The following is a 26,731-nucleotide window of genomic DNA, read 5'->3' on the forward strand; positions in this document are numbered from 1 at the left end:
TCTGGCGCACGCTATCGAGGCGGCGCATGGTGCGCCAGCAGCCGACGAGGAGGGCCGTATCATGTCACGCATCATCGCAGGTCATTTTCAGTTGCAGGAACAGATCGACGTCGCGCGCGCCGCGCTGAACCAGGCGGGTTTTTCCGACAGCCGCATCAGCGCCTTTTTTGTCAACCAGCCGGGGCAGCATGATCTGCACGCGCTGGGTGGCGACCGCGACATGTCGCCGGGCGCGAAGGAAACGCCGGAGGGCGTGGTGGAAGGTGTGGCCGTCGGGGCCGCCTTGGGCGCGGGCATCGGCGCGGCCACCGCCCTGGCGACAGGGCCGCTGGGGCCGGTCGTCGGGGCGCTGGTGGGCGCCCACGTGGGCTCGCTCTACAGTTTCAACAAGATGAAGGAAGCGGGCGAAGCCGAGAAGAATGGCGAAGACAACGGTGAAAACCGCCGCCAGCCACGCCATCCGGGCATGCTGATCGCCGTCGCGCTGGGCGGCCTCGACGAGCGCGAACGGGCGCTCGAGGCGCTGCACCGGCTGGGCGCCGAGCATATCGAGGAAGCGGAAGGCACGATCGCCAATGGCGACTGGCATGATTTCGATCCGCTCAGCATTCCCGTGCTGGTGGCGTGAATTGGCGCTTCTGTGGCGCAAGATGCATAAATTCCGCGCTGCATGAAATTTAGGTATGATCCTTGTTAGTATTAGTAATTATTGGTAAACAATGCCGACAGGGATAGTTTCCGCGCGCCCGAAGTGACACTGGACCAAGGTGACTGCCCGTAGTACTTGCCTCGCATGCTAACGAGTATGGATAGGAGGGCGCGTCATGACACAGGCATGGTTCATTCTGACACGGGCCGATGGGCGCGACATCTGCGCGCCCTCGCCGGCACAGCTGGCCGATGCGCTGGCCGAGGTGTACCGCGGCGGCGCCGTCACGCCGGACGGCAGCCCGGCCGCCGTCCTGTTGCGCTTTGGCTACGACGATGGCTTGATGTATCAGGTCGAGGTCGCTAGCGGAGGCGAAGTCACTTTCGAGGAATGGTCGGACCGCGATTGTGAAATCGCCCTGGCCACGCCGCGCCACATGTCGGCCCTGCCGCAGGACGCGGCCCTGCAGCTGTGGCAGTGGCTGGCGCAGCGCCAGGTGGCGAAGATCCGCAGCCAGCCCTGGCAGGGCGGCTAGTCCTGCCATCAGTCCGCCCGCCTAGTGCGCCATCAGCACGGGGATCGTCATGCTTTGCAAGATCGTGCGCGTGACGCCGCCCAGGATGGTTTCGCGCAGGCGCGAATGGCCATACGCTCCCATCACCAGCAAGTCGGCCGACAGGTCGGCCGCCTGCGACAGCAGCGCTTCGCCGATATCGCCGCGCCGCACGCCACCGCCATCGAGCAAATGCAGCCGCGCTTCCACGCCGTGGCGCGCCAGGTAGTGCGTCAGTTCGGCGCCCGGCTGTTCGCCGTGCTCGGCGGCATGCACCTGGGCGTCGAAGATGGCCACGTGGACTTGTCCGGCGCGCTGCAGCAGGGGCAGGGCGGCGCTCACGGCGCGGCTCGCTTCCTTGCTGGCGTTCCAGGAAATGAGCACATTGCGCGCGGCCGCCGGCGGCGCCAGCCGAGGCAGCGGCGGCGCATACGGCACGATCAGCACGGGGCGGCCCGAATGCAGCAGCACATAGGCGGGAAAGTCGCGCATCACGGACGGCGATCTATCGCTGGCATTGTATTGGCTGATGACGACCAGGTCCGCATAGCGGGCCAGCAGGCTGATGCCGCCCGCCGCCTCGTCGTCGAGCACGCGCTGTTCGAACGAAGCGACGCCGGCGGCGCGCACCTGCGCCTCGAAACCGTCGAGGGCGCGCGTCGCCCGCTCGCGCAGGAAGTTGAGATGCAAGCTCAGGTTCGGGTCCGCATCGAGGTCGGGCTGGTTCTGGTACAGCAGGCGCGACACGCCCGTCAGCGCCACGCCCGTCAGGTGGCCGCCGCACGCCTGGGCGATGCTGGCCGCCGCGTCGATGCGGGCGGCGCGCCCGGCGCTGTCGTCGATGTGGAGCAATACGGTCTTGTAGGTCATGGCCTGTCCTCTCGCTGTGCAGTAGTGGCCATTCTGGCACAGTCCCGGGTGCCGGCCGCGCACGACTGCGGCCGGTGCTTGTTGCCTCAGCTCATGGCGATGATGATGATGTCGGCGTCGCAGTTGCGGTAATGAATCACGATGACGATGACGCGCCGCAATTGCGCCGCCTTTTGCGCCACCTCCAGCATGGCGCGGCTGGCGCGGTTCTTCATCGTCACCTGCACTTGCGAGGCATCGCTGACGGGGATGCCCATGGCTTTCAGCGCCGCTTTCGGGTTGGCCATCAGGGCCAGCGCATGCTGTGGATCGAGCTCCGCCTGATGCACGGATTCCACGTCGCTCATGCCGGGATTGATATCGTTGAACAAGTCCCTCAATGCTGCTGTGTCGTCCTGGATTTCCATCGCGTTCTCCCTGTGAATCTTACCGTCAAGCAAAGTCCGCACGACTTGCCTGTCGAGGTGCCATCACCTCTCCAGGGAGTATAATTTTGATAATTGTCTCTGCATGGATGCAGCGCAGACGGACGCTGCAATACGCAGGCTCAGCCTTTGATCTGGCGCAATGCCCGCTTCAAAAGTGCCACCTACACTTGATCCCACGCAGAACAACCATAACAAGCGGGGAGAGACAGCAATGAAGGAACAAAAGGTAGCACTGATCACGGGCGGCATGGGCGGCCTGGGCACGGCCTTGTGCCGGCGCCTGCATGGGGCGGGCTTTGCCGTCGTGGCGGCGCATACGCCGGGCAATGCGCGGGTGGGCAGCTGGCTCGACGAACAACAGGCGCAGCAGTATTATTTCCACCCGCTGGCCGTCGACGTGAGCGATTTCGATGCCTGCAGCGAGGCCGTGGCAAGCGTGCTGGCAAAGTTCGGCCGGATCGACGTGCTGGTCAACAACGCCGGCATCACGCGCGACCAGAGCATGCGCAAGATGGAATTGCCGCACTGGGCCGAGGTCATGCGCACCAATCTCGACAGCCTGTTCAACATGAGCAAGCAAGTGCTCGAACCGATGCTGGCCAACCGCTGGGGCCGCATCATCAATATCTCGTCCGTCAATGGCCAGAAGGGCGCGTTTGGCCAGTGCAACTATGCGGCCGCCAAGGCGGGCGTGCACGGCTTCAGCAAGGCGCTGGCGCTGGAAGTGGCGCGCCACGGCATCACCGTCAACACGGTCTCGCCCGGCTACCTGCGCACGCAGATGGTGACGGCCGTGCCGGCCGATATCCTGGAAACGAAGATCCTGCCGCAGATTCCCCTGGGCCGCCTGGGCGAGCCGGACGAGGTGGCGGCTCTGGTCGCTTACCTGGCGTCTGACGAGGCGGCCTTCGTCACGGGCGCGAATATCGCCATCAATGGCGGGCAGCACATGAGTTGATCCGGCATGCAGCCGGATACTTGAAGCAGGGCAATGGCAGTAGAGGAGACCCGTCCACCCAGCCGGCGCACAGAAGCTGGCGGGGGACGCAAGGCAGCAGCAAGGAAGGAAAGCAGGGGGCAGGGCAGCGATGCCTTGCCCTTTGTCATGCTGCAACGGCTGGTGACATGCGGCGCCGCTGCCCTGTTCAGCGCTGGGCTTTTTCCAGCCGTGTCTGGCAATCGATGCACAGGCGCGCTTCGGGGCGCGCATTCAGGCGCGACAGGCCGATGGCTTCGCCGCAGTTGTCGCACAGGCCGTAGCTGCCGTCGGCAAACTTGGCCAGCGCGTGCTTGATGATGGCCAGCTGCGCCACGTTGTGTTCGGCCGCTTCGCTGACGAGGGCGTTCAAGGTGCGCACGCTGGCGTTGTCGGCCGGCGAGGCTTCGATTTCATTGAGCAGCGAGGCGCGCGCGTCCGCTTCGGCCGCTTCATTCTCGATTTGTTCCAGCAACGCCAGCTTGCGTTGCTCCAGCACGCCCTGCAGGCGCTGCAGCTGGTCTTGCGGCAATCCATTCATGGCCATCACCCGTTAAGAGTCTGTCCTATATGGTAGTCCAGGATGGGCGACTCTGCTTGCGCTACCACCCGCGCCGCGTTTGACGCGGCGCAGGCTGGCAGCGGCCGTTCTATGCTGGTTCTTTCAGGCAGTTGATCATCCAGGCGACGCCGAACTGGTCTTTCAGCATGCCGAAGCGCTTGGCCCAGAATGTTTCCGCCAGGGGCATCTGGATGGTGCCGTCGCGCGCCAGCGCGTCGAAGGCCCGTTCCGCCTCCTCCGGCGTGTCGACGGTCAGGCAGATCGCGCTGCCGCTCATGCCCTTGGCGCCCTCGTCGCAGCCGCCGTCCGAGCCCATCAGCATGGTCGGCCCCAGTTGCACGGAGCCGTGCATGATCTTGTCGTACCAGTCTTCCTTGACTTGCTCCTGGGCCGGCGAGCCCCGATAGGGCATCAGGCACAGGTCGCTGCCATGCAGGTGCTGGCGGTAATATTCCAGCGCTTGCGCGCAGTTTCCATCGAATTGCAAATACGGTTCGATACGCATGTTGGTCTCCTCTGGTCATCGTCCCGCAGGCACGATTGCCAGGCGGGGACGTCCCAGTATAGGCGCTTGCCAGCCGATTTCAATCAGTCCGGCGCCATCTCTTGCAGCCGCTCACGCACCTTGCCCAGGGCGCCGAGGATGCGCTCGGGATTGCCGGCGAGGACGGCGCTGCCCAGGTGCAACAAGCTCGTCGCCAGGCTGATCCAGTGCCGCACGTCGTCGTTGCGGGCGATGCGCAGGCGTACCGTGTCGAGCAGGCCGCTGAGCTGGCGCTGCGCCGTTTCCAGGCCCGCCACCGTGTGCCCGGCCGCATCGGCATACAGCTGGTTGGCTTGCTGGCGCAAGGCCACTTCCAGGGCGAAGACGGCTTGCGCCTGGCTCAGGCTGATGCCGTTTCCCCCCTGGCTGGCGCGCTTGCGGATGGCGCGCATGACGGCGCCGTGCAAGGTGACGGCCGCCTGCGACAGGCTGTCGGCCAATTGCTCGACGCGCATGGCGCTGCTGAGAGCCGCTTCGCGGCGTTCGCTGCCTACCGATCCGTCCATCTTGCCTCCGTGGTGGTGAGGGCGGCGGCGAGCTGGGCGTGTTCGCGCCCCAGTGCCGCCAGTTGCCGGCGCGCCAGGGTATGGCGCAGGCCAGCCAGGCGGTATTCCTCGGTCTTGCTTTGCTGCATGTTTTTCGCCAGCACGGCCAGCAGGCGCTGCTGCGGCGTGTCCGCATACGCGATTTCCACGTCGAGCAAGCCGAGCACCATGTCGCGCTCGTTATCGCCGCTCTTGTCGTACAGCGCCAGCAAGCTGTCGAGCGCGGCCAACAGGGCTTGCAGCGGCGCATCGCCCTCGTGCAGCACTTGCGCCAGGTGCGCCTGCTGGCTGGCCGCGCCGCCCAGGCGCGATAGTTGCTGCAGCAACAAGGTGTAGGCGCTGACATGGCGGTCGTCGATGCCGCTGCCCGGCCAGGCGCGGATGGCGGCGCCGGCGCCGGCCAGTTCGGACTGCACGTCATACGCATCGGCATCGGCCAGCCGGCCCAGCGCCTGCAGGTACAGGCGCACGGCCTGCGCCAAACGCGCCACGTCCGCCTGCGCGGCGCGGCGCTGCGCATCGAGCAGGCGCTCGCGCGCGTCTTCGGCCGGCGACAGATAGGGGCGGGCGCGCTGGTAAGTGTCCACGTGGCGCTGCGCCAGTTCGTTGAAGGCGGTCAAGACATCGGCGCCGGCCGCCAGGGCGCGCACTTGCGCCAGCTCGGGGCGCGCGGTGGTGCAGCCGCACAGCGCGGCAGCCAGGAAGAGGCTCAGGTACAGCTTCAGGCAAAGGGCGCGGCGATGGCGGGCGGGCAGGGTGGACACGGCACCTCTCGACAGGAAATACTGTATGGAAAGGTATTGTCGTGCCGGCTTGCGCCGGCCGCCTTGTGCGGGCGCAAGCGCGCTGCGATCAGGCGCCCAGCGTGCCCGCTGTGCCCGTCAATTGCTCGCGCCAGCCCAGTCCCGCGACGGTGTCGCTGGCGGGGCGGTATTCGCAGCCGACCCAGCCTGCGTAGCCGACCTGGTCCAGCAGTTTGAACAGATGGCGGTAGTTGATCTCGCCCGTGCCCGGTTCGTGGCGGCCCGGCGTGTCGGCGATCTGGATGTGGCGGATCAGGGGCAGCAGGGCGCGGATGGTGTTGCTCAGTTCCCCCTCCATGCGCTGCATGTGATAAATGTCGTATTGCAGGAAGACATTGCCGCGCTGGCAGTCGGCGATGATGTCGGCCGCCTGCTGGCTATGGTTCAGGAAGTAACCGGGCATGTCGTAGCGGTTGATCGGCTCGATCAGCACGTTGATGCCATGCGGACGGCAGGCGTCGGCCGCATATTGCAGATTGGCAATCAGGCTTTGCCGCGCCCGCTCCAGGCTCATGCCGGGCGGCACGATGCCGGCCATGCAGTGCAACTGCTTCGCCCCCAGCGCCAGCGCGTAATTGAGCGCCAGTTGCACGTTGCCGCGAAATTCCTCGCCCCGGCGCGGATCGCAGGCGATGCCCCGCTCGCCGTGTTCCCAGTCGCCGGGCGGAAAGTTGAAGAGGGCCAGATGCAGCTGGTGGCGTTCCAGCCGCATGGCGATCTGCCGCGCCTCGACGGCATAGGGGAACAGGAATTCGACGGCATCGAAGCCCGCTTCCCTGGCGGCGGCAAAGCGGTCCAGGAAGGGCAGTTCGGTAAACATCATGCTGAGGTTGGCAGCGAAGTTCGGCATGGCAGCACGCAGGTGAGGATGATGGGCACTATCCTAGCCCAAATCGGCAAATGGTGGCGTGCATAAAAAAACCGTCCCAAGAGCAAGTCCTGGAACGGTTTTATTGTATTTTAATACTGGAAAGCGGGGCCTGAAAGCGTAGCGAGCGGGAGTGATATTGCGTCGAGTCGCGCAGCCGTACAAGAGTACGGCGAGCAACGCAAACGCCATAGCGCCCCGCGCAGTAGCTTTAAGGCCGCGTTTTAACGGCCGCGGCCGCCGGAGCGATGGTTCGCCGCCGAACGCGGCGCATTGCCCGAACGGTTGCCGCCGCCACCGCCGCCCGATGGGCCGGCGCTGCGTGGCTTGGCGCCGCTGCCGCCCGTTTTCACGCGCACCACGGCGCCGGCTGGCGCGCGGCTGTTGTTGCGGTGACCGCCGGTGCCGCTGCGCAATTGCACAGGCTGGGCGCGGGCGTTCAGGTCCGGCTCGAAGCCTTCGATGACTTCGCGCGGCAGGGTTTGCTTGATCAGCTTTTCGATGTCTTTCAACATTTCGTGCTCATCCACGCAGACCAGCGACACGGCTTCGCCCTTGGCGCCGGCACGGCCCGTGCGGCCGATACGGTGCACATAGTCTTCCGGAATGTTCGGCAAGTCGTAGTTGACGACGTGCGGCAACTGGTCGATATCGATACCGCGCGCGGCGATGTCGGTGGCGACCAGCACTTGCAGGGTGCCATCCTTGAACTCGGACAGCGCGCGCGTGCGTGCCGACTGGCTCTTGTTGCCGTGGATGGCCAGGGCGCCGATGCCGTCCGCGCCCAGCTGCTCGACCAGTTTATTCGCGCCATGCTTGGTGCGCGTAAATACCAGCACTTGCGTCCAGTTATTCGACTTGATCAGGTAGGACAGCATCGGGTGTTTCTTGTCGCGGTCGACGGGATGGATCTTTTGCTTGATCACTTCCACGGTCGAATTGCGGCGCGCCACTTCGATCATGGCCGGCTTGTTCAGCAAGCCGTCGGCCAGGGCCTTGATCTCTTCCGAGAACGTGGCCGAGAACAGCAGGTTTTGGCGTTTCGGCGGCAGCACGGCCAGCACTTTCTTGATGTCGCGGATGAAACCCATGTCCAGCATGCGGTCGGCTTCGTCCAGGATCAGGATTTCCACTTTCGACAGGTCGACGGTGCCCTGGCCCATGTGGTCCAGCAAGCGGCCCGGCGTGGCGACGAGGATGTCGACGCCATGTTTCAGTTGCTTGATTTGCGGGTTGATGCCGACGCCGCCGAAGATCACGGCCGAGTTCAATTTCGTGTACTTGCTGTAGGCGCGCACGCTTTCCTCGACCTGCGCGGCGAGTTCGCGCGTCGGTGCCAGGATCAGGGCGCGGATCGGGCGCGTCGAGGTGTTGCTGGTGATGGCTGCGCCATTGGCGTCGGTCGACAGGCGGTGCAGCACGGGCAGGGTGAAGCCGGCCGTCTTGCCGGTACCGGTTTGTGCGCCGGCCAGCAAGTCGCCGCCAGCCAGCACGGCGGGAATCGCCTGCGACTGGATCGGGGTCGGCACGGTGTAGCCGTGTTCGGTAACGGCACGTACGATAGCGTCGGACAATCCGAGGGAGGAAAAGGACATGGTAACTTTATTGTGAGATCGGCCTGTCGCCATCGTGGGGCGCCAGTCGCAGGCAATCAGATTAGGGGTCGAAAGACAGCGGCAAGGGGACTGGTCATATGTGCCGCACACGCGAAGTATAACAGCATGGCAAAAACGCGCCTGTTTTGTTTCAGGTTTGCAATGCCGCAAGTAAAGAAAAATGCGGCAAGGGCGCGCTGCCCTGGCGTAAATCTGGGTAGAATTCCCGCCTGCACCCCTTGCGCGGGGGGATCGCCGCGCTGCCGGGGTTCTTGTTCCTGGAGGAATACCATGCGCATTGCCGACCTTCGCATCGCCACCCGCCTGTATGGCGGCTTCGGCGCCATTGTCTTGCTGCTGGCCGTCCTGGTCGCAGTAGCCACCTTGAATTTCTCGAAACTGGCCGACGCCAACGCCATCAATACCCACACCTACCAGGTGCTCGGTGAAAATGACGCCATCCTGGAAAGCCTGATCAATATGGAAACGGGGCAGCGCGGCTACGTGATCACGGGCGCGGAGGCGTCGCTGGAACCCTACACCGTGGGCAAGACTTCGTTTCGCAGCCACCTCGACAGGACGCGCGCCTTGACCAGCGACAATCCTGTCCAGCAGCAACGCCTGGCGAAACTCGATGCCGCCCAGCAAGCCTGGCTGGCCGGCGCGCTCGACCCCGTGATCGCCCTGCGGCGCGCCGTGGCGCAGGGCACGGCCCCCATCGAACCCGTGCTGGCGCTGGAAAAAGAGGGCCGGGGCAAGCAGGGCATGGACGCCATGCGCGCGTTGCTGAAGGAAGTGGGCGACGCGGAAACGGCGCTGCTGGCGCAGCGTTCGCAGGCGCTGGCGGGCTTGCAGGCGCAGACGCGCTGGGTCTTGCTGGGCGGCGGCGCGGTGGCCGTGTTGCTGGCCGGCATGATCGCCATGTGGCTGGCCAGAAATATCAGCCGGCCCCTGCGTTCGGCCATCGAGGTGGCCAGGCAGGTGGCGCAAGGCGACTTGACGGTGCCGGTGGCGGTGGGCTCGAAGGATGAGACGGGCGAGCTGATGCAGGCCTTGCAGGACATGACTGCCAGCCTGCTGCGCATCGTCACCGAGGTGCGCAGCGGCACGCAAACCATCGCCACGGCCTCGCGCCAGATCGCTTCGGGCAACCTCGACCTGTCGGCGCGCACGGAACAGCAAGCCAGTTCGCTGGAAGAGACGGCGTCGTCGATGGAAGAACTGACGGGCACGGTCCAGCAGAATGCGCAGAACGCCCACGAAGCCAATGGCCTGGCCGCGTCGGCCGAGTCCGTGGCGGGCAAGGGCGGCGCGGTGGTGGCGCAAGTGGTCGACACCATGGGCTCGATCAACGATTCCTCGCGCAAGATCGTCGACATCATCGGCGTGATCGACGGCATCGCCTTCCAGACGAATATCCTGGCCTTGAACGCGGCCGTGGAAGCGGCCCGGGCGGGCGAGCAGGGGCGCGGCTTCGCCGTCGTCGCCACGGAAGTGCGCAACCTGGCACAACGCTCGGCCAGTGCCGCCAGGGAAATCAAGGCCCTCATCAACGATTCCGTGGCGCAGGTGGAAAGCGGTGCGCGCCTGGTCGACGAGGCGGGCCGCACGATGCACGAGATCGTCGACAGCGTGCACAAGGTCAGCAGCATCGTCGGGCATATCTCGGCCGCCAGCGACGAGCAGCGCTCCGGCATTGAGCAAGTCAACCGGGCCATCGGCCAGATGGACCAGGTGACGCAGCAAAATGCTGCGCTGGTGGAAGAGGCGGCCGCGGCGGCCGAAGCCATGCAGGAGCAGGCGGCCCGCCTGGCCGACGCCGTGGCCGTGTTCAAGACGGCGCAGGCGGCCGCCACGCCGGCGCTGGCGTCCCGTCCCGCCGCGCGCCGTCCAGTGCCGCTCAAGGCGGCGCGCGCCGCCGTCCGCCTGCCCGCCAAGGGGGCGCAGCCCCATGCGCCGCAAGTTTCGACCAAGAAACAGCGTCCGGAGGACGATGCGTGGGACGAGTTCTAGGGCGAGCGCCGCAAGCCTAGTCGTCGATCTCCGCGACGGCGTAGTCCACGCCCTGCGCATCGAGCCAGGCGCGCACGGCGTCCAGGCCGTGCCACGGTTCCGGGCGCAGGTACTGGCATACATACAGGCCGGCATCCGTCAGCCTGGCGTCCGTGCCGGGCATGCCGTCGGCCGCCTGCGGCAGCGCCGCCAGCAGTTGTTCGATGTGCTGGCGCTGGCCGGCCGTCAGGCTGGCCGCGATCCTGAATTCGAACCCCATGTTTTCCTCCGTGCGATTGGTTGCGGTGCGCTTATTTTATATCATCGAAAAAATCGAATATAGCTTGGCATTCTTTCCGTTTTTGTTTTCCTTTTTGTGCGTGCATACTACCTATCACTGACACGCAACATGGCAGCGCAAGAAGGAAGGCGCTAGATTGTGCGGGCCGGATACCACTACTTTGATATTCAATTATTTTCACTGAGGAAAACATCATGCCTATCGCTACCGCCCAAGCCGCCCAAAAACTGCTGACCCCGAACGACCACACCCTGATCATGATCGACCACCAGTCGCAGATGGCGTTCGCCACGCGCTCCATCGACCTGGCCTTGCTGCGCAACAATGCGGCCCTGGTCGCCAAGGCGGCCGCGGAATTCAAGGTGCCGACGATCCTGACGACGGTGGCGGCCAAATCGTTCTCCGGCCCTATTTTTGACGAAATCCAGTCCGTCTTCCCGGAGCAGGCGCCCATCGACCGCACCAGCATGAATACCTGGGAAGATGCGCGCATCGCCGACAAGGTGAATGGCTACGGCAAGGGCAAGATCGTGCTGGCCGGCCTGTGGACGTCCGTGTGCATCGTCGGCCCCGCGCTGTCGGCGCTGGAGCAGGGCTTTGACGTGTACGTGATCGCCGACGCCAGCGGCGACGTCTCCGACGAAGCCCATGCGATGGCCATGCAGCGCATGATACAGGCGGGCGCGCAGCCGATGACGTCCGTGCAATACTTGCTGGAACTGCAGCGCGACTGGGCCCGCGGCGAGACCTACAACGAGACGGTGGCGACGGCCGTGGCGCACGGCGGCGGCTATGGCCTGGGCTTGATCTACGCCAAATCCATGTTCAATGCCAGCGAAGGCCATTGAGATTTTATTGATATCGCGCCACTGCCGCCCGCCGGCGGGGGCGTATCCTTCACCTGAATCGGGAGTTCCCATGCATGCACACACGATCTTGCTCAATGGCCGTTTCCACACGGTCGACAGGGCGCAGCCGCTGGCGTCCGCCGTCGCCATCGCCGATGGCAAATTTCTCGCCGTGGGCGACGTCGAGGACGCGATGCGTCATCGCGGCCCCGCCACGCAAGTGATCGACCTGGCTGGCCGCACCGTCATTCCCGGCCTGAACGACTCGCATTTGCACTTGATCCGCGGCGGCTTGAACTACAACCTGGAATTGCGCTGGGAAGGCGTGCCTTCGCTGGCCGACGCCTTGCGCATGCTCAAGGAACAGGCGCTGCGCACGCCGAACCCGCAGTGGGTGCGCGTGGTGGGCGGCTGGACGGAATTCCAGTTCGCGGAAAAGCGCATGCCGACCCTCGACGAGATCAACGCGGCCGCGCCCGACACCCCCGTCTTCATCCTGCACCTGTACGACCGCGCCCTGCTGAACCGCGCCGCCCTGCGCGCCGTCGGCTACGACAAGAATACGCCGAACCCGCCCGGCGGCGAAATCGTGCGCGACGCTGCCGGCAATCCCACTGGATTGCTGATCGCCCGGCCGAACGCCATGATCTTATATGCGACCCTGGCGAAAGGCCCGACCCTGCCGCGCGAATTGCAAGTCAATTCCACGCGCCAGTTCATGCGCGAACTCAACCGTCTGGGCATCACCAGCGCCATCGACGCGGGCGGCGGCTTCCAGAATTATCCCGAGGATTACGCCGTCGTCGACGAGCTGGCGCAAAAAGAGCAGCTGACCATCCGCATCGCCTACAACCTGTTCACGCAGAACAAGGGCGCGGAATTGCAGGACTTCCAGAAGTGGACGGGCATGGTCAAGCCGGGCGACGGCACGGACTTTTACCGCCACAACGGCGCCGGAGAGATGCTGGTGTTTTCCGCCGCCGACTTCGAGGATTTCCTCGAACCGCGCCCGGAGCTGGCGGCCGGCATGGAAGACGAGCTGGAAAAGGTCGTGCGCCACCTGGTCGAGCAGCGCTGGCCGTTCCGCCTGCACGCCACCTATGACGAATCGATCGGCCGCATGCTCGACGTGTTCGAAAAGGTCAACCGCGACACGCCGTTCGGCGGCTTGCACTGGCTGTTCGACCACGCGGAAACCATCAGCCCGAAAAATATCGACCGGGTCAAGGCGCTCGGCGGCGGCCTGGCCATCCAGCACCGCATGGCCTTCCAGGGGGAGTACTTCGTCGAGCGCTATGGCGCCGAGGCGGCGAAGGCCACGCCGCCCGTGCAGCGCATGCTGGACGCGGGCGTGCCCGTGGGCGGCGGCACGGACGCCACGCGCGTGGCCAGCTACAACCCGTGGACTGCGCTGTACTGGCTCGTGTCGGGGCGCACCGTGGGCGGCCTGGCCCTGACGGATGCGGCGGGGCGCCTGTCGCGCGACACGGCGCTGGAACTGTGGACGGCGGGCAGCGCCTGGTTTTCCAGCGAGCAAGGCAAGAAGGGGCGCATCCGCGAGGGCATGCTGGCCGACCTGTCCGTGCTGTCGGCCGATTATTTCACGGTGCCGGAAGAGGCGATCAAGTCCATCGAATCCGTGCTCACCATCGTCGGCGGCAAGGTCGTCTACGGCCAGGCGGAATTCACGACCCTGGCGCCGCCCCCGATTCCCGTGCTGCCCGAGTGGTCGCCCGTGCGTGCGGTGCCGGGCCATTACCGGCCCGTGGCCAGGCCGGCGCAGGCGGCCATGCCGCACCAGTGCGCGGGCGCCTGCGGCGTGCACGCCCACGCCCACGACCGGGCGCGCAAGTCGGCCGTGCCGATCAGCGATTTCTCCGGTTTCTGGGGCACGCTGGGCTGCAGCTGCTTCGCCTTCTAGGAGCGGAAATGAGCATGTACTACAAGAAAGTCATCCTGGGCCTGCTGCTGGCCTTTGTCGTGGGATTCGTCTGCCAGCTGGCGCACATCCCCGTGCCGGCGCCGCCCGTGCTGGGCGCCGCGCTGCTGGTGTTCCTGACCAGCTGCGGCTACTGGCTCACGGGCCTGTATTTGCAGCGCCGTGAAACGCAAGGGGAGGCGCCATGAACGTCATGCTGGCAGGATCGGTACTGGGATTGCTGGTGGGGGCCGTGTGCCGCTGGTTCGACCTGCCGTCGCCCACGCCGCCCACGCCCACCGGCGCGGCGATGGTGGTGGCCATGACCCTGGGTTTTGTCGTGGCGGGGCAGTGGCAGGGTTAGGCGCTTATTTGGACAGGCGCAGGATGGCCGAGGCGAGCCGGGTGAAGCAGGGACTCAGGTCGCTGTCGCTGGCCGCATAGCAATACAGGCCCACGGGTTCGGCCGGCTTGCGGCAAGCCGCTTTCGCATCGGTGGTATTGGCCAGGCAGCGCAGCAAGTCTTCGCCCAGCTCGCTGTCCGGCCCTTCCTTGGTTTTCAGCGATGCGCCCATGCCCAGGGTAAAGACGAAAATGCCTTCCTGGCGCGCCTTGGCCGCCATCGCTTCGACCAGGTTGCGCGAGGCGCGGTGCACATTCGTCCATTGCGCCTGCGCCGTGGCGGTGGAAGCGGTCACGACGCGGGGCGAGTTGGTGACGATGGGAAACTCACGCAGCGCCGCGTCATTCGTCGCGTTATACCATGCGGGAAGCGCGGTGATCTGGCTGGCGGCGCAATCGCCGTACTGGAGCGAGTCGCTCACTTTCATCCTGTACAGGCCCGCCAATGCCGGGTTTTGCAGTTTCGGAAAGGTGGCGAGGCCGCCTGCGTCCTTGCATTTGTTGTCCTTGTTGGGGAAGTACGAGGAAAACGCCGCCGGCGAACCGTCGGAGAAAAACACGATGACGCGCAGGCTGGAGCGGTCGACCTGCGCGATGTCGTTCAGCTGCTTGCGCGCCTGGAACATGCCGGCGGACGAGTTGGTGCCGCCGACGAAGGCGAATTGATCGATCTTTCCACCTTTCATGGTCATGCCGCCGCGGTCGAAACCGCGGTCGGTCTGCCTGATCGGGACGTCGATTTGCGCTTCCGAGGCGAAGTGCAGCAAGCCGACCCGGTCGACCGTGGCGTTGAACTTGTTCAGGAAAGACTTGCCCGCCGCCCGCACGGCGTCCGCATTGTGTTCCAGCGAACGCGACGTATCCATCACCAGCACCATGTCCAGGTCCTTGCGGATGGTTTGCGCGCTGGCGGCCACGTCCAGGGTCTTGAAGCCGAGTACGCCCATCAGCGAGACGGGCAGCGAGGCGCTGGCCGAGACGTCGATGGTGACGGTACCCTTGTCGAACGTGACGTCGACGGGATGGAGGGTCGGCGTCGACAGCAGGAAGTGGCCCGGATAATTGACGTCAAAAAAATCCTTTGCCGACTGGCGCGCCCTGGTCCGCTGTTCCTCTTCCGAGTTGCCCGCGGTGACGCCGCGCGCCGCCGCCAGGCTGGCCGAGTCGACGGCCGCGTTGAGCTTGGCCTTGACGAAGTAGCCGAGGGCCGAATCGATGGCCAGGCCCACGGAGGCGATCAGGACGACGGCCGACAGCGCCACCATGACCAGGACTTGCCCGCCTTGCCGCTTGTGTGGAATGCGCATCAGAATACCGTCATCGAAGTCAGGTTGGGCGCCAGCACGGGCGTCGTGCTGTTGCCAAATTTCAATGTGCCGAACAGCATGTCGAAATTGTAGAAAGTTTCCACGGCGTAAATCAGTTCGCCATCGGCCAGCTGGTTCTGCATCAATGACACCGTGGGGGCGTATTCGTCCTTGGCGATGCCGGTGCACGTGCCATCGCGCCAGCTGCCGCATTGCCACACCTGGCTGGCGGGCAGGTAGCCGCTGGCCTTCGCGCCGGCGTCCCAGCGGTACTGTTCCAGCACGATATTGCGCAAGCCGCTCTGCGCCGTGTAACCTATGATCTTGGTGATGTAGATCATGCCGCGCCCGTGCATGTCCAGCGGCGGCGTGCTGGCGGCCAGCGCATTCATGATGCCCTGGCTGGAGCCGCTCAGGTCGGACGTGGCGCGCGCGGACAGGTTGGCGCCTTCGCGGCTGATATTGAGCAGGATGGTCTTGGCCTGGATGGCGCGCGACAGGTCGGCCAGCATGAACAGCAGCAAGGCCAGCAAGGGCAGCACGATGGCAAATTCGATGGCGGCGATGCCGCGCGCGGCGCGGCGCGGAAAACGGGGAGTGGGTGCGCGCATCACAGACCGCCAAAGCTTTCATTGCGCATGGTGGCCGCCACCACGAAATGCGCCTGGCCATCGCGGAACAGGGCACGGATCATGGGCGTGGCAAACGCCCAGCGGCAATCGACGGAAATGACGACGATATCGCCGGCCTGGCCGAACATGGCGGCGCCTACCGCATCGCTGCCGTTGACGGAGATCACGGGGCTGACCTTGTCATACATGCCCATGGAGCTGTCGCGTATTTTTTGCATGACGGCGTGGTAGCGCTGCTGGTTGGCGCTGTCGGGGTCGAGGTCCTTGGCCCCCGTGACGGCATAGCGTGCCCCTTCGCGCACCGCGTGCTGCATGGTCATATTGGCAAAATAAGCCATGCTCAATTCAATGATGCCGATTATCAGCATGAGAAAGACCGGTGTTATCAGGGCCAATTCGACCAAGGTGGCGCCACCCTGTCCGCTTTGCTTGCGGAATATGCGGGAATCGGCCTGTTTTAAGCGCATGGGAATAATCCGGTTAAGTTCCGCGATGACGAATGTCGGGCGGATGGCATTGCGCCATTTGACTGGCAATTATTCTATATCGATTTTCAAGGGTGTGTCCGCCATTTAAATTATTACAGGTCAAGATAATCACAATTAACTGCGTTATTTCAAACGTGCCGGCCCCGTCGCTACAGGGCCGGGAGTAATATGCGCGGGTATGAAAACAGGCCTGGTGTCAGGATTGTCCTGCGTGCAGGCAAGGACTTGTTTTGCAAGGTGATGCAACAAAAATGCTGCAATGTAAGCAACAGCAGCGGTGGCAGCAGCGATGGCGCGCCCGTGGCGCACCCGCCCCGGCCACGCTGCCCATCCATCGGCTCACGCCCGGCATGCGGCGACCGCTGCCCTGGGGCACGCACCGCGTTGGCGCGTGCCGGCCCAAGGCCTCTTCCTTTGTGCCCCCATGACTTCTTTCCCCCGCGTGCGGCAGCAGAAGGCGCGCGCGGACGAGGCAGGCAAGCCGATTCGGATCAACAGCATTCCCCGATGGGAGTGGGCTACAAGTAAAGAGGTAAAGCATGTCAACAAACAATGTCATACGCGTCATGCTGGTGTCGGACCACAAGACCTGGCTGTGGGGCCTGGAGCAGTTGCTCGCCGGCGCCCAGCCGCCGATGCAGGTGGTGGCCAGCTCCACCGAGATCGACAGCGCGCTGCTGCTGGCGCGCACCCTGTGTCCCGACGTCATCGTGCTCGACGCCGATCTTGGCTGCGGCGGCGCCTGCGCCATCGATTATCTGCCGCAGCTGCTGGGCAATGGCGTGTCGCGCGCATTGCTGTTCAGCGGCACGCAGGACCAGGCCGCCTGCGGGCGCGCCGTGCGCAGCGGCGCGCGCGCCGTGGTGGGCAAGGAAACGCCCGTCAAGCAAATGGTCGACGCCATCGCCCGCCTGCATCAAGGCGAATTGTGCCTGGACCCGGCGCTGCTCGACAGCATGCTGGGCGTGCTGAACAAGCCGGAAGCGGCGCCCGACCCGGAAGAGCAGCGCATTGCCAGGCTGACGCTGAAGGAGCGCAAGATCGTGGCCATGATGGTGGAAGGAAATGGCGCGCTGAACCGTGCGATCGCCCAGCGCGCGTTTATCTCGGAGCAAACCTTGCGTAATCATTTGACATCGATCTACAGCAAGCTCGATGTCACCAACCGCCTGGAATTATATGTGTACGCCACCCGCAACCGGCTGGCCGAACCCGTCCATGCGGAGTGACAGTACATATGTCCTGATTATAGACAAAAAATTAAGATGGTTTGTACTGCGCATAAAATGACTTTTCTCTGATTCGATTTAATGTTTGTTTATATAAAATACACGCATCAGAAATTGGCAAATAAAAACAAAGAGAATGTTTTTATTTTCAGACTGTATTTTCAGTTTTTATCATGTTTAAAACTTGACCTGAAAGGGAATAATATGAATTTCATTAAAAACTTTATCGCCGAAGAAGATGGCGTGACGGCCATCGAATATGCGCTGATCGCTGCGCTGGTGGCTGCGGCGCTGGTCACGGCCGTCGGCTATTTCACTACCGGTCTCGATGGCGCCTTCAAGGCGATCGGCACCAAACTGACGGGCGCGGCGATCTAAAGCGCTTGCCCACCGCGCTGCACCCCGACAGGCCGGCTGCCCCTGCGCACCGGCTTGTCGACTTCCCGCCCAACGATGCGCATGCCGTCATGCCATCGGCTTGCATCAGGTACACGATGGACCCTCATTCTTTCTGGACGTTCAGCCCCGCCTTAGTCTTGTGGGGGCTGCTTGCCGCGGCTGTCTGGCATGACGTGCGCCGCCGGCGCATTCCCAACCGGCTGGTGTTTTCCGGCGCCTTGCTTGGGGTGCTGCTCAACAGCGTGGCCTGGCCCGGAGCGGCGCCGGCCGGGCCGTGGCTGGCGCTGGGCGGCCTGGCCGTCGGCCTGGGCTTGCTGCTGCCCATGTATGCGATGAAGGCGCTGGGCGCGGGCGACGTCAAGCTGATGGCGATGGTGGGGGCTTTTCTTGGCCCGCGCCCCGCCGTGTTTGCCGTGCTGTGCAGCCTGCTGGCGGGCGGCGTGCTGGCGCTGGCCGTCGCCCTGTGCCAGGGCACGCTGCGCCAGGCGATGAGCAATGCCCGGCAATTGCTGCTGCAAGGCTGGCTGCGCGCCGCCGCAGGCGAAGTGCCGCGGGTCGATGCGCCCGCCGTGCCGGGCGGCAAACTGCCGTACGCGATCGCCATTGCCGCCGGCACCGCCATCTGGCTGGCCCTGGCGGCCGGCGGCTATGCATGATGTACCCGTCCGGAAACCCAAGTTTTACCAAGAGGAAAAATCATGAGAAATAGCCGCGTTGCGATCGTGCTCCTGCTGGCGCTGCTGATGGCGGGGGGCGCCGTGCTGGCGGCGGCCCGCTGGATGTCGGGACAAGGCGCGCCGGCCAGCCAGACGGTGATGGTCGCGCTGGTCGATATCGGCGTGGGCGCGAAGGTGACGCCGGCCATGCTGCGCGGCATGGACTGGCCGGCGGGCGCCATGCCGCCGGGGGCGTTTGGCGAGGCCGGCGCGCTGGACGGGCGCATCACGCGCACGGCCGTCAGCAAGGGCGAGCCTGTGCTGGAAAGCAAGCTCGCGCCGCCCGGCGCCACGGGCGGCCTGTCGGCCATCGTGGCTGCCGGCAAGCGCGCCATGACCGTGCGCGTCAACGACGTGGTGGGCGTGGCCGGCTTCGCCCTGCCGGGCAATTTCGTCGACATTCTCGTGCATACGCAGGATGACCGCGCCAGGCCGGCGGGCGGCGGACCGCTGGCCATTTCCAAGATCGTGCTGGAACGCATCCTGGTGCTGGCCGTGGCGCAAGAGTCCGGCCGGGACGACAACAAGCCCAAGGTGGTCAATGCCGTGACCCTGGAGCTGACGCCGGAGCAGGTGGAAAAGCTGGACCTGGCGCGCAGCGTGGGCAGTCTGTCGCTGGTGCTGCGCAACCAGGTCGATCCGGCGCCCGTCACCACGGGCGGCGCCACCAAGGAGTCGCTGCTGGAACTGAAGGCGCCGGCGGCCGCGCCGGTGCGCGCGGCGCGGCGCCAGGCGGCCTCCCCACGCGCTCCAGCGCGCGACAGCATCACCGTCATCAAGGGCATGGATACGAGCGTCCAGCAATTTTAAAAATCAGCAGGCAAGCGAGCAAGGATGATCGATGAACAAATTTCGTAAGCACGCCGCGAGTGCGGGCATGCGCCTGGCCCTGACGCTGGGCGGCGCGGCGGCAAGCCTGGCCTGGCCAAGCGGCGCCAGCGCGGCGGCGCCGGCCCGGCAGGCCGTCATGTCGCCCGTCGCGGCGCCGGCCATGTCGCTGGGCGCCGATATCGCCCGCCTGGGCGCGCCCGTGCGCATCGCCGTGGGCAAGTCCACCTTGCGCAGCCTGAGCCTGCCGGTGTCGCAGATCGCCGTCAACGATCCGCGGGTGGCCGGCGCCAGGATGCTGGGCTCGTCCAGCCAGCTGTTCGTCTGGGGCCTGGCCCCGGGCAGCACCAACCTGATCCTGTGGGACCGGCAGCAGCGCCCCGTGATCGTCGATATTGAAGTCGAGATCGACGTCGAGGGCTTGCAGGCGCAGCTGGCCTATGTCTTCCCTGGCGAGCGCGCCGTCAAGGCCGGCGCGGCCGGCGGCAGCATCGTGCTGTCGGGGCAGGTGAGCGACAGCGTCAAGGCCAGCCAGATCCTCGACATGGCGCAAGCCTATGCGCAGCGCGGCGCGGGCGAAGCGGCCGCGCCGGCCGACGGCGCCGCCAGCGCGGCCGGCGGCGTCAAGGTCATCAACATGCTGACGATCGCGGCGCCGCAACAGGTCATGCTGGAAGTGAAAATCGCCGAAGTGTCGAAGACGCTGGTCGACCAGCTGGGCGCCAGCGTGGGCATCAGCGGCACGCGCGGCAACTGGACCTACGGCTTGCTGTCGAACCTGCTCAGCGGCAACCCCAGCCAGCTGGGCGCCGTGCACGGCAAGAATGGCAACGGGCTGACGCTCGACGCGCAAAAGCGCGACGGCCTGGTGAAGGTGCTGGCCGAACCGAACATCATGGCCATCAGTGGCCAGGAAGCCAGTTTCCTGGCGGGCGGCAAGATTTTCATTCCGGTCGCGCAAGACAGCACCACCAACAAGATCACGCTGGAGGAAAAGGAATTCGGCATCGCCGTCAAGTTCACGCCCACCGTGCTGGAAGGCGGGCGCATCAACCTGAAGGTGGCGCCGGAAGTATCGGAGCTGAACCGCGAAGGCATCGGCATCACCACCGGCGGGGGCGCTGCCGCCAATGCCGTGTTGCCGGCCTTTACCACGCGGCGCACCACCACCACGGTGCAGCTGTTCGATGGCCAGAGTTTTGCCGTGGGTGGTTTGATCAAGAACAATGTGACGACCAATATCAAGGCCTTGCCCTTCCTGGGCGAGATCCCCGTGCTGGGCGCGCTGTTCCGCAGCAGCGATTTCCAGACGGACCGTACCGAGCTGGTGTTCATCATCACACCGCACCTCGTCAAGCCGCTCGACGGCACGTTTGACGGCGATATCGTCTTGCCGACCGACGCCTATGTGGCGCCCAGCCGCAGCGAGTTCTTCTTGCAAGGAAAAATGGAAGGTGCTGGCGCGCCACGGCCACGGCAGGAAGCGGCCACGCAGACGGCGCCCGCCGGCCCGGACACTCACTAGGAGCACATCATGCAGCATTCCCTTTCCCTTTTCCTCTCTGTGCTGCTGGCCGCCCTGGCCGCCAGCGGCTGCGCCGCCACGCCGAACCTGGACCGCCAGTTCGGCCACAGCGTCGAGCAGCTGCGCCTGCGGCAAGTGCTGTCGCCGCAGGCGGGCGCGAACCGCGATCCCGTGGCAGGCATGGACGGAAAGGCCGCCCAGGCCGCCTACGCGGCGTACCAGAAAAGCTTTGCCGCGCCCGCGCCGCAAGGGGCCGCCTTCACCATCGGCGTCGGGGCGCGCCAGTGAAGCTGGCACCGTCACCACAGAACCAGCAAGGCATATCGTGAAAATCGCCATCCATTCCACGGATCAAAAAACGCTGTCCGAACTGGGGCGGCTGCTGCGCAGCCGCAACCGGCTCGACGAGATCAACGCGGGCGGCGAAACGCTGGAACCGCTGCAGGCGGCGCAATCGCTGCCCGACGTGCTGATCTTCGACCGCCCGTCGAACGACGGCGCCGACCTGGCCGCCATCGAGCGCCTCAGCAACCAGCATCCGCGCATGGCCTTCATCGTGCTGTGCCACCAGCAGGCGCCTGAATTCCTGCTGCAGGCCATGCGCGCGGGCGTGCGCGACGTGCTGCCGTTTCCCGCCGCGCCGGCCAGCCTGTATGCGGCGCTCGAACGCATCGAGGAAAAGCTGGAGCGGCGCGAGCATGGCAACGGCAAGGTGCTGGCCTTCATCTCTTGCAAGGGCGGCAGCGGCGCCACCTTCATCGCCAGCAACCTCGGTTATGCGCTGGCCGCCGGCGGCCAGCAGCGCGTTGCCCTGATCGACATGAACCTGCATTTTGGCGACGCCTCGCTCTTCGTGTCCGAGAACAAGCCGCTGGCCACGCTGTCCGACGTCACGCGCGACATCCACCGGCTCGACGCCTCGTTCCTGGCATCGAGCATGCTGCACATCCTGCCCAACTACAGCGTGCTGGCCGCGCCCGAGGACCCGGCCCACGCCAGCGAAGTGGCGCCCGAGCACATCGACGCCGTCATCCGGCAAGCCAGGCGCCAGTACGATTTCATCGTGCTCGACGTGGGCCGCAACCTCGACGCCGTCAGCGTGCGCGCGCTGGATCACGCCGACATGATCTTCCCTGTCCTGCAGGCGACCTTGCCGTACATCCGCGACGGCAAGCGCCTGCTGGGCATGTTCCGCTCGCTCGAATACGCGAAGGACAAGGTGCATATCATCGTCAACCGCCACGACAAGGGCGGCGAAATCCGCCTGCGCGACCTGGAAGCGGCGTACGGCACGGCGGTCTACCGCACGGTGCCGAATCACTACGCCTCGGCGGCCGCCTCGGTCAACCAGGGCGTGCCTATCCTGCAGCTCGACAAGGCCAGCCCGATCACCCGCTCGCTGCAGGAGTTCGCCGCCAGCCTGGCCGGCGGCGCGGCCAGCACGGCGCGCCAGGGCTGGCTCGGCCGCGTCCTGCGGCGCGCCTGATCCACGCGCTTGCCCCCCATCCCAGAACAGGAGCACTTCATGGCTACTTCCCCCATCGCCGCCTTGTCCATCCGCGAACGGCTCGGCAGCGCCAAGATCGCCGCGCTCGCGCCGCAACGCATGGCCGTCATCGACAACCACGGCTACCGCGACCTCAAGCTGCGCATCCATGGGCTGCTGCTCGAACGGGTCGACCTGGAAAGCATGCAGCGCCTGTCGCAGGAGCGCATCCGTGAAGAATTGCGCGGCCTGGTCGAGCGCCTGCTGGACGAAGAGGCGGTGGTCATCAACGACGCCGAGCGCCGTAGCCTGACGCGCGACATCCAGCACGAGATGCTGGGTTTCGGGCCGCTCGAAACGCTGCTCGCCGATGCCAGCGTGTCGGACATCCTCGTCAACGGCCACAAGCAGGTGTATGTGGAGCGCGGCGGCCGCTTGGAGCTGACCGACGTCTGCTTCGACGACGATGCCCATTTGATGAAGATCATCGACAAGATCGTCTCGCGCGTGGGCCGCCGCATCGACGAATCGAGTCCCATGGTCGATGCGCGCCTGCCCGACGGTTCGCGCGTCAACGCCATCATCCCGCCGCTGGCCATCGACGGCCCCGTGATGTCGATCCGGCGGTTTTCCGTCGATCCGCTGCGCCTGGCCGACCTGGTCGCCTACCACAGCATGACGGCCGAGATGGCCGAGGTGCTGCAGGGCCTGGGCAAGGCGAAGATGAATATCCTCATTTCTGGCGGCACGGGCAGCGGCAAGACCACCATGCTCAACGTGATTTCCGGCTTTATCGGCCAGACGGAACGCATCGTCACGGTGGAAGACGCGGCCGAGCTGCAATTGCAGCAGCCGCACGTGGTGCGCCTGGAAACGCGGCCCGCGAATATCGAAGGCAAGGGGGAGGTGAGCCAGCGCGCGCTGGTGCGCAATGCGCTGCGCATGCGCCCGGACCGCATCATCCTGGGCGAAGTGCGCGGCGCCGAGGCGCTCGACATGCTGGGCGCGATGAACACGGGCCATGAAGGCTCGATGGCCACCATCCACGCCAATACGCCGCGCGACGCCATCACGCGGCTGGAAAACATGATCAGCATGGCGGCGGCCAACCTGCCCAGCAAGGCCATCCGGCAACAGATCAGCTCGGCCGTGTCGGTGGTGGTGCAAGTGTCGCGCCTGATCGACGGCAAGCGCAAGGTCACGTCGATCCAGGAAATCACGGGCATGGAAGGGGAAGTCATCACGATGCAGGAAATCTTCAGTTTCCGGCAGACGGGCGTGGCCGAGGGCGGCGCGGTGGTCGGGCATTTCTCGGCCAGCGGCATCCGCCCGCGCTTCCTCGATCGCCTGAACAGCTTTGGCATCGGCGTGTCGGCCGCCCTGTTCGAACCCACCGCGGCGGGGCGCTGACCGGCCATGCTTTCCTACCTTGTCTATCTGTTCCTTTTCCTGGCCGTGCTGCTGCTGGTGGCTGGCGCCTGGCTGGCGTGGCAAGCGGCGCGGGGAGCGGGCGCGGCGCGGGTGGCGCGGCGCCTGCAAGCCATGTACACGGCCAGCGATGGCGAACAGGCGCTGTCGATCACCAAGCAGCGCCCGCTGAGCGTCCATCCCTTGTTGCACGGCGTGCTGGAAGGCTTGCCCGGCGCGCGGCGCCTCGACCAGCTGCTGCTGCAGGCGGGCATGCGCTGGTTCGTGGCCACTTTTCTGGGCTATTGCCTGCTGGGCGGGACGGCCGGCCTGCTGCTGGCCGGCGCGCTGCCGCTGCCATGGTATGTGCGCCTGGGCCTGGCCGCGGGCGGCGCCGCGCTGCCATATCTGCTGGTGCGCCGCGCCAGGAGCAAGCGGCTGGTGCGCATCGAGCAGCAATTGCCGGACGCGCTCGACCTGATGAGCCGCGCCATGCGCGCCGGCCATGCCTTTCCCACCGCACTGAAAATGGTGGGCGAGGAAATGACGGGGCCGCTGGCCGACGAGTTCCGCGCCGTGTTCGACGAAGTCAGTTTCGGCGTCGCCATGGCCGATGCGCTGGGCAACCTGGCCGCGCGCGTGCCCAGCACGGATTTGCGCTATTTCGTCATCGCCGTGCTGATCCAGCGCGAAACGGGCGGCAACCTGACTGAATTGCTGAGCAGCATCAGCGCCATCATCCGCGACCGCCTGAAATTGCTGGGCCAGGTGCGCGTGCTGTCGGCCGAAGGGCGCATGTCGGCCTGGGTCCTGGGTTTGTTGCCGTTTGGCGCGGCGCTGATGATGCATTTGATGAATCCGCAGTTTATTGCCGTGCTGTACACGGATGGGGGCGGGCGCAAGATGGTTGGAGTATCGCTGGGCTTGCTGATGCTGGGCGTGATCTGCATCAGAAGAATTATCAATATCCGGGTATAAGATGAAAGAACAGACACGATGAGCACGATGAGTACGGCGCAGCTGGCCTTGCTGGGCCTGCTGTTCCTGATTGTTTTCGCGCTGGCCTTGCTGGTGTTGCGCCTGTGCACGGGCAGTGCCGTGCAGGAGCGGCTGCAGGCGCTGGGCGATGCGGGCGCCGGCGGCGACAGCGGGCGCCATGCGAGGCGGCGCTGGCTGGCGCACGCCGTCAGCCTGACGCGCCCGCTGGCCAGGCTGTCGCTGCCGGACGAGGGCTGGGAAAGTTCGCCCATCCGCAGCCGCTTCGTCCATGCCGGCTGGCGCAGCCAGGCCGCACCTGCGCTGTTTTACGCGGCCAAGACAGGCTTGTTCGTGGGCTTGCCGCTGCTGGCGTATTTTCTGCTGCGCCAGGGCGGACACAATATGCTGTTGTGGCTGGTCGCGGCGGCCGCCCTCGGTTACTACCTGCCCAATGCCTGGCTGTCGCACTGCCTGAAACAGCGTCAGCGCGAAGTGTTCGAAACCTTTCCCGATGCGCTGGACCTGATGACGGTGTGTGTCGAAGCGGGGCTGGCGATGGATGCGGCGCTGGCGCGCGTGGCGCAGGAAATCGGCTTGAAAAGCGCGGTCCTGGCCGAAGAGCTGCAACTGGTGACGCTGGAATTGCGCGCCGGCAGCGCCAAGGACAAGGCCTTGCGCAACCTGGCCCTGCGCACGGGAGTGGAGGATGTGGATGCGCTGGTGACACTGCTGATCCAGGCCGAGCGCTTCGGCACGAGCATCGCCGCGTCGCTGCGCGTGCAGTCCGACCAGCTGCGCACCAAGCGGCGCCAGCGGGCCGAGGAAACGGCGGCAAGGATCGCCCTCAAGCTGCTGTTTCCGCTGATCTTTTTCATCTTCCCCTCGCTGATGGTCGTGCTGATGGGGCCGGCGTTCCTGCAGATTTACCGCGTGCTGCTGCCGGCCATGCGCGGCAACTGAAGACTGGCCGGGCCGAAAAAAAAGCTGCCGGAGTCGCCTCCGGCAGCTTTTGTTACATCAGCGCGGGCCTGGCAATCAGGCGAATGGCGTCAGCAGGGTGATCATCTGGCCAAAGATCTTCGGGCTGGCGGCGATGACGTCGCCCTTGTACAGGTAGTCCGATTCGCCGGAAAATTCACCGACGATGCCGCCCGATTCCGTGATCATCAGGGCGCCGGCGGCGATATCCCAAGGCTTCAAGCCTTTTTCGTAGAAGCCGTCCAGGCGGCCGCAAGCGACGTAGGCCAGGTCCAGCGCGGCCGAGCCGGCGCGGCGCACGCCCTGGCTGCGTTCGCCCATGATCGCGTACATCTTCAGGTATTCGTCCAGCGCGCGGGCGCTGCCGGCCACGTAGCCGGTGCCCAGCAGGGCGTTCGAGATGCGGTCCAGCTTGGTGACGCGGATGCGTTTTTCGTTCAGGTAGGCGCCGGCGCCCTTCGTGGCCGTGAACAGGTCGTTGCGTACCGGATCGTAGATGACGGCTTGCGTGACGACGCCGCGATGCGCGAGGGCGATCGAGATGCAGTATTGCGGGAAGCCGTGGATGAAGTTGGTGGTGCCATCGATCGGGTCGATGATCCACTGATATTCATTCTCGTCGTGCGAGTTGGCGGAAGCTCCCGATTCCTCAGCCAGGAACGCGTGGTCCGGGTAGGCTTTGGACAGCACCTCGATGATGGCTTGTTCGGCCGCCTGGTCGACGTCGGTGACGAAATCGTTATGTTGTTTTTCCGTGACGACGACGCGGTCGAGGTCAAAAGAGGCGCGATTGATGACGGCGGCGCCGCGGCGGGCGGCTTTGATCGCCGTGTTGAGCATTGGGTGCATGTGAGCTTCCGTTAAAAGCACGCGACCGCCCAGCGTCGCCTTTCGGCGCCGGTAC

Annotated in this window: 31 protein-coding genes; 18 read left to right on the forward strand and 13 right to left on the reverse strand. The window is 65.3% G+C overall.

The window, feature by feature from the left end:
• Positions 1-61: 61 nt before the first annotated feature.
• Both O0879_RS23905 and O0879_RS23910 read left to right on the forward strand, forming a co-directional pair.
• Complete coding sequence (locus O0879_RS23905; RefSeq protein WP_099664866.1) at positions 62-628, forward strand: glycine zipper domain-containing protein; 567 nt, start codon at positions 62-64, stop codon at positions 626-628.
• A 196-nt stretch (positions 629-824) separates the two neighbouring features.
• Positions 825-1,184, forward strand: a complete 360-nt coding sequence (locus tag O0879_RS23910; RefSeq protein ID WP_077401630.1) for a hypothetical protein — start codon at positions 825-827, stop codon at positions 1,182-1,184.
• A gap of 21 nt (positions 1,185-1,205) precedes the next feature.
• Here O0879_RS23910 and O0879_RS23915 read toward each other — a convergent pair whose 3' ends face one another.
• Together O0879_RS23915 and O0879_RS23920 are read right to left on the reverse strand one after the other, a co-directional pair.
• A complete protein-coding gene (locus O0879_RS23915; RefSeq protein ID WP_289919149.1) occupies positions 1,206-2,072 on the reverse strand; it encodes a universal stress protein in 867 nt (288 codons plus the stop codon).
• A gap of 86 nt (positions 2,073-2,158) precedes the next feature.
• Complete coding sequence (locus tag O0879_RS23920) at positions 2,159-2,479, reverse strand: hypothetical protein (RefSeq protein WP_289919150.1); 321 nt, start codon at positions 2,477-2,479, stop codon at positions 2,159-2,161.
• Between the two features lie 232 nt (positions 2,480-2,711).
• Here O0879_RS23920 and phbB point away from each other — a divergent pair, with 232 nt between their 5' ends.
• On the forward strand, positions 2,712-3,458 hold the full coding sequence (phbB, locus tag O0879_RS23925; protein WP_289919151.1) for an acetoacetyl-CoA reductase: 747 nt from the start codon (positions 2,712-2,714) through the stop codon (positions 3,456-3,458).
• A gap of 187 nt (positions 3,459-3,645) precedes the next feature.
• Here phbB and O0879_RS23930 read toward each other — a convergent pair whose 3' ends face one another.
• The 6 genes from O0879_RS23930 to O0879_RS23955 form a co-directional block, all read right to left on the reverse strand.
• On the reverse strand, positions 3,646-4,017 hold the full coding sequence (locus O0879_RS23930; protein ID WP_251350759.1) for a TraR/DksA family transcriptional regulator: 372 nt from the start codon (positions 4,015-4,017) through the stop codon (positions 3,646-3,648).
• A 109-nt stretch (positions 4,018-4,126) separates the two neighbouring features.
• The gene (locus O0879_RS23935; protein WP_289899228.1) at positions 4,127-4,543 is read right to left on the reverse strand and encodes a VOC family protein; all 417 of its coding nucleotides are present in this window, start codon (positions 4,541-4,543) and stop codon (positions 4,127-4,129) included.
• 83 nt (positions 4,544-4,626) lie between these two features.
• Positions 4,627-5,088, reverse strand: coding sequence for a hypothetical protein (locus tag O0879_RS23940; protein WP_099664860.1), 462 nt, complete (start codon positions 5,086-5,088; stop codon positions 4,627-4,629).
• On the reverse strand, positions 5,073-5,891 hold the full coding sequence (locus O0879_RS23945; RefSeq protein ID WP_289919152.1) for a hypothetical protein: 819 nt from the start codon (positions 5,889-5,891) through the stop codon (positions 5,073-5,075). Before O0879_RS23945 ends, O0879_RS23940 begins: the two co-directional genes overlap by 16 nt.
• Before the next feature lie 88 nt (positions 5,892-5,979).
• A complete protein-coding gene (gene otnI, locus O0879_RS23950) occupies positions 5,980-6,780 on the reverse strand; it encodes a 2-oxo-tetronate isomerase (RefSeq protein ID WP_251350756.1) in 801 nt (266 codons plus the stop codon).
• Between the two features lie 242 nt (positions 6,781-7,022).
• Complete coding sequence (locus O0879_RS23955) at positions 7,023-8,393, reverse strand: DEAD/DEAH box helicase (protein WP_099664857.1); 1,371 nt, start codon at positions 8,391-8,393, stop codon at positions 7,023-7,025.
• 291 nt (positions 8,394-8,684) lie between these two features.
• On the opposite strand from O0879_RS23955, the gene O0879_RS23960 reads away from it, so the two are divergent.
• Positions 8,685-10,406, forward strand: a complete 1,722-nt coding sequence (locus O0879_RS23960) for a methyl-accepting chemotaxis protein (RefSeq protein WP_289919153.1) — start codon at positions 8,685-8,687, stop codon at positions 10,404-10,406.
• Positions 10,407-10,422: 16 nt separating this feature from the next.
• Here the strand turns inward: O0879_RS23960 and O0879_RS23965 are convergent, their stop codons facing one another.
• Entirely contained in the window at positions 10,423-10,665 is a 243-nt protein-coding gene (locus O0879_RS23965) for a hypothetical protein (RefSeq protein WP_289919154.1), read from the reverse strand.
• 215 nt (positions 10,666-10,880) lie between these two features.
• Here O0879_RS23965 and O0879_RS23970 point away from each other — a divergent pair, with 215 nt between their 5' ends.
• From O0879_RS23970 to O0879_RS23985, 4 genes are all read left to right on the forward strand, one after another.
• Positions 10,881-11,534 (forward strand): hydrolase, encoded by a 654-nt coding sequence (locus tag O0879_RS23970; protein ID WP_251350751.1) that lies wholly within the window; start codon positions 10,881-10,883, stop codon positions 11,532-11,534.
• Between the two features lie 70 nt (positions 11,535-11,604).
• Positions 11,605-13,455 (forward strand): amidohydrolase, encoded by a 1,851-nt coding sequence (locus tag O0879_RS23975; RefSeq protein WP_289919155.1) that lies wholly within the window; start codon positions 11,605-11,607, stop codon positions 13,453-13,455.
• A gap of 8 nt (positions 13,456-13,463) precedes the next feature.
• Positions 13,464-13,661 (forward strand): DUF1427 family protein, encoded by a 198-nt coding sequence (locus O0879_RS23980; protein ID WP_251351864.1) that lies wholly within the window; start codon positions 13,464-13,466, stop codon positions 13,659-13,661.
• On the forward strand, positions 13,658-13,816 hold the full coding sequence (locus tag O0879_RS23985; RefSeq protein WP_077401676.1) for a XapX domain-containing protein: 159 nt from the start codon (positions 13,658-13,660) through the stop codon (positions 13,814-13,816). The genes O0879_RS23980 and O0879_RS23985 overlap by 4 nt, the downstream gene beginning before the upstream one ends.
• Before the next feature lie 4 nt (positions 13,817-13,820).
• Here O0879_RS23985 and O0879_RS23990 read toward each other — a convergent pair whose 3' ends face one another.
• The 3 genes from O0879_RS23990 to O0879_RS24000 are packed head-to-tail and all read right to left on the reverse strand — an operon-like array spanning position 13,821 to position 16,260.
• The gene (locus tag O0879_RS23990) at positions 13,821-15,161 is read right to left on the reverse strand and encodes a VWA domain-containing protein (RefSeq protein WP_289919156.1); all 1,341 of its coding nucleotides are present in this window, start codon (positions 15,159-15,161) and stop codon (positions 13,821-13,823) included.
• Positions 15,161-15,772: a TadE/TadG family type IV pilus assembly protein gene (locus O0879_RS23995; protein WP_289919157.1), complete on the reverse strand. Its 612-nt coding sequence runs from the start codon at positions 15,770-15,772 to the stop codon at positions 15,161-15,163. The genes O0879_RS23990 and O0879_RS23995 overlap by 1 nt, the downstream gene beginning before the upstream one ends.
• Positions 15,772-16,260: a TadE/TadG family type IV pilus assembly protein gene (locus O0879_RS24000; RefSeq protein ID WP_251351861.1), complete on the reverse strand. Its 489-nt coding sequence runs from the start codon at positions 16,258-16,260 to the stop codon at positions 15,772-15,774. Before O0879_RS24000 ends, O0879_RS23995 begins: the two co-directional genes overlap by 1 nt.
• Positions 16,261-16,820: 560 nt before the next feature.
• Here O0879_RS24000 and O0879_RS24005 point away from each other — a divergent pair.
• The 10 genes from O0879_RS24005 to O0879_RS24050 all read left to right on the forward strand — a co-directional run bounded on the left by O0879_RS24005 (position 16,821) and on the right by O0879_RS24050 (position 25,809).
• Positions 16,821-17,510 (forward strand): response regulator transcription factor, encoded by a 690-nt coding sequence (locus O0879_RS24005; RefSeq protein WP_253192842.1) that lies wholly within the window; start codon positions 16,821-16,823, stop codon positions 17,508-17,510.
• A 204-nt stretch (positions 17,511-17,714) separates the two neighbouring features.
• The gene (locus O0879_RS24010) at positions 17,715-17,888 is read left to right on the forward strand and encodes a Flp family type IVb pilin (protein WP_071650303.1); all 174 of its coding nucleotides are present in this window, start codon (positions 17,715-17,717) and stop codon (positions 17,886-17,888) included.
• Positions 17,889-18,004: 116 nt separating this feature from the next.
• Entirely contained in the window at positions 18,005-18,565 is a 561-nt protein-coding gene (locus tag O0879_RS24015; RefSeq protein WP_289911968.1) for an A24 family peptidase, read from the forward strand.
• Between the two features lie 42 nt (positions 18,566-18,607).
• On the forward strand, positions 18,608-19,435 hold the full coding sequence (gene cpaB / locus O0879_RS24020) for a Flp pilus assembly protein CpaB (protein WP_289919159.1): 828 nt from the start codon (positions 18,608-18,610) through the stop codon (positions 19,433-19,435).
• Between the two features lie 31 nt (positions 19,436-19,466).
• On the forward strand, positions 19,467-20,978 hold the full coding sequence (locus O0879_RS24025; protein ID WP_289919161.1) for a type II and III secretion system protein family protein: 1,512 nt from the start codon (positions 19,467-19,469) through the stop codon (positions 20,976-20,978).
• Between the two features lie 9 nt (positions 20,979-20,987).
• The gene (locus O0879_RS24030) at positions 20,988-21,266 is read left to right on the forward strand and encodes a pilus assembly protein (RefSeq protein WP_099664842.1); all 279 of its coding nucleotides are present in this window, start codon (positions 20,988-20,990) and stop codon (positions 21,264-21,266) included.
• 37 nt (positions 21,267-21,303) lie between these two features.
• Positions 21,304-22,464, forward strand: coding sequence for an AAA family ATPase (locus O0879_RS24035; RefSeq protein WP_077401700.1), 1,161 nt, complete (start codon positions 21,304-21,306; stop codon positions 22,462-22,464).
• A 120-nt stretch (positions 22,465-22,584) separates the two neighbouring features.
• Positions 22,585-23,874: a CpaF family protein gene (locus O0879_RS24040; RefSeq protein WP_289899369.1), complete on the forward strand. Its 1,290-nt coding sequence runs from the start codon at positions 22,585-22,587 to the stop codon at positions 23,872-23,874.
• A gap of 6 nt (positions 23,875-23,880) precedes the next feature.
• Positions 23,881-24,849, forward strand: coding sequence for a type II secretion system F family protein (locus tag O0879_RS24045; RefSeq protein WP_289919165.1), 969 nt, complete (start codon positions 23,881-23,883; stop codon positions 24,847-24,849).
• 27 nt (positions 24,850-24,876) lie between these two features.
• Positions 24,877-25,809 (forward strand): type II secretion system F family protein, encoded by a 933-nt coding sequence (locus O0879_RS24050; RefSeq protein WP_289919218.1) that lies wholly within the window; start codon positions 24,877-24,879, stop codon positions 25,807-25,809.
• A gap of 75 nt (positions 25,810-25,884) precedes the next feature.
• Here the strand turns inward: O0879_RS24050 and O0879_RS24055 are convergent, their stop codons facing one another.
• A complete protein-coding gene (locus O0879_RS24055) occupies positions 25,885-26,667 on the reverse strand; it encodes an inositol monophosphatase family protein (protein ID WP_035826389.1) in 783 nt (260 codons plus the stop codon).
• Positions 26,668-26,731 lie beyond the last annotated feature (64 nt).

This window comes from Janthinobacterium sp. SUN120 (assembly GCF_030397735.1).
Lineage (GTDB): Bacteria > Pseudomonadota > Gammaproteobacteria > Burkholderiales > Burkholderiaceae_D > Janthinobacterium > Janthinobacterium kumbetense.

Excerpts from the sequence above, each read along its gene's own strand:
- O0879_RS23980 (WP_251351864.1), top strand. The coding sequence starts at position 13,464 with ATGAGCATGTACTACAAGAAAGTCATCCTGGGCCTGCTGCTGGCCTTT.
- O0879_RS23975 (WP_289919155.1), top strand. The coding sequence starts at position 11,605 with ATGCATGCACACACGATCTTGCTCAATGGCCGTTTCCACACGGTCGAC.
- O0879_RS23995 (WP_289919157.1), bottom strand. The coding sequence starts at position 15,772 with ATGCGCGCACCCACTCCCCGTTTTCCGCGCCGCGCCGCGCGCGGCATC.
- O0879_RS23940 (WP_099664860.1), bottom strand. The coding sequence starts at position 5,088 with ATGGACGGATCGGTAGGCAGCGAACGCCGCGAAGCGGCTCTCAGCAGC.
- otnI (WP_251350756.1), bottom strand. The coding sequence starts at position 6,780 with ATGCCGAACTTCGCTGCCAACCTCAGCATGATGTTTACCGAACTGCCC.
- O0879_RS23965 (WP_289919154.1), bottom strand. The coding sequence starts at position 10,665 with ATGGGGTTCGAATTCAGGATCGCGGCCAGCCTGACGGCCGGCCAGCGC.
- O0879_RS23930 (WP_251350759.1), bottom strand. The coding sequence starts at position 4,017 with ATGAATGGATTGCCGCAAGACCAGCTGCAGCGCCTGCAGGGCGTGCTG.
- O0879_RS23970 (WP_251350751.1), top strand. The coding sequence starts at position 10,881 with ATGCCTATCGCTACCGCCCAAGCCGCCCAAAAACTGCTGACCCCGAAC.
- O0879_RS23955 (WP_099664857.1), bottom strand. The coding sequence starts at position 8,393 with ATGTCCTTTTCCTCCCTCGGATTGTCCGACGCTATCGTACGTGCCGTT.
- O0879_RS24050 (WP_289919218.1), top strand. The coding sequence starts at position 24,877 with ATGAGTACGGCGCAGCTGGCCTTGCTGGGCCTGCTGTTCCTGATTGTT.
- cpaB (WP_289919159.1), top strand. The coding sequence starts at position 18,608 with ATGAGAAATAGCCGCGTTGCGATCGTGCTCCTGCTGGCGCTGCTGATG.
- O0879_RS23990 (WP_289919156.1), bottom strand. The coding sequence starts at position 15,161 with ATGCGCATTCCACACAAGCGGCAAGGCGGGCAAGTCCTGGTCATGGTG.
- O0879_RS23915 (WP_289919149.1), bottom strand. The coding sequence starts at position 2,072 with ATGACCTACAAGACCGTATTGCTCCACATCGACGACAGCGCCGGGCGC.
- O0879_RS24005 (WP_253192842.1), top strand. The coding sequence starts at position 16,821 with ATGTCAACAAACAATGTCATACGCGTCATGCTGGTGTCGGACCACAAG.
- O0879_RS24040 (WP_289899369.1), top strand. The coding sequence starts at position 22,585 with ATGGCCGTCATCGACAACCACGGCTACCGCGACCTCAAGCTGCGCATC.
- O0879_RS23910 (WP_077401630.1), top strand. The coding sequence starts at position 825 with ATGACACAGGCATGGTTCATTCTGACACGGGCCGATGGGCGCGACATC.
- O0879_RS24000 (WP_251351861.1), bottom strand. The coding sequence starts at position 16,260 with ATGCGCTTAAAACAGGCCGATTCCCGCATATTCCGCAAGCAAAGCGGA.
- O0879_RS24030 (WP_099664842.1), top strand. The coding sequence starts at position 20,988 with ATGCAGCATTCCCTTTCCCTTTTCCTCTCTGTGCTGCTGGCCGCCCTG.
- O0879_RS24025 (WP_289919161.1), top strand. The coding sequence starts at position 19,467 with ATGAACAAATTTCGTAAGCACGCCGCGAGTGCGGGCATGCGCCTGGCC.
- O0879_RS23985 (WP_077401676.1), top strand. The coding sequence starts at position 13,658 with ATGAACGTCATGCTGGCAGGATCGGTACTGGGATTGCTGGTGGGGGCC.
- O0879_RS24015 (WP_289911968.1), top strand. The coding sequence starts at position 18,005 with ATGGACCCTCATTCTTTCTGGACGTTCAGCCCCGCCTTAGTCTTGTGG.
- O0879_RS23935 (WP_289899228.1), bottom strand. The coding sequence starts at position 4,543 with ATGCGTATCGAACCGTATTTGCAATTCGATGGAAACTGCGCGCAAGCG.
- O0879_RS23920 (WP_289919150.1), bottom strand. The coding sequence starts at position 2,479 with ATGGAAATCCAGGACGACACAGCAGCATTGAGGGACTTGTTCAACGAT.
- O0879_RS24055 (WP_035826389.1), bottom strand. The coding sequence starts at position 26,667 with ATGCTCAACACGGCGATCAAAGCCGCCCGCCGCGGCGCCGCCGTCATC.
- O0879_RS23905 (WP_099664866.1), top strand. The coding sequence starts at position 62 with ATGTCACGCATCATCGCAGGTCATTTTCAGTTGCAGGAACAGATCGAC.
- O0879_RS23960 (WP_289919153.1), top strand. The coding sequence starts at position 8,685 with ATGCGCATTGCCGACCTTCGCATCGCCACCCGCCTGTATGGCGGCTTC.
- O0879_RS24010 (WP_071650303.1), top strand. The coding sequence starts at position 17,715 with ATGAATTTCATTAAAAACTTTATCGCCGAAGAAGATGGCGTGACGGCC.
- O0879_RS24045 (WP_289919165.1), top strand. The coding sequence starts at position 23,881 with ATGCTTTCCTACCTTGTCTATCTGTTCCTTTTCCTGGCCGTGCTGCTG.
- phbB (WP_289919151.1), top strand. The coding sequence starts at position 2,712 with ATGAAGGAACAAAAGGTAGCACTGATCACGGGCGGCATGGGCGGCCTG.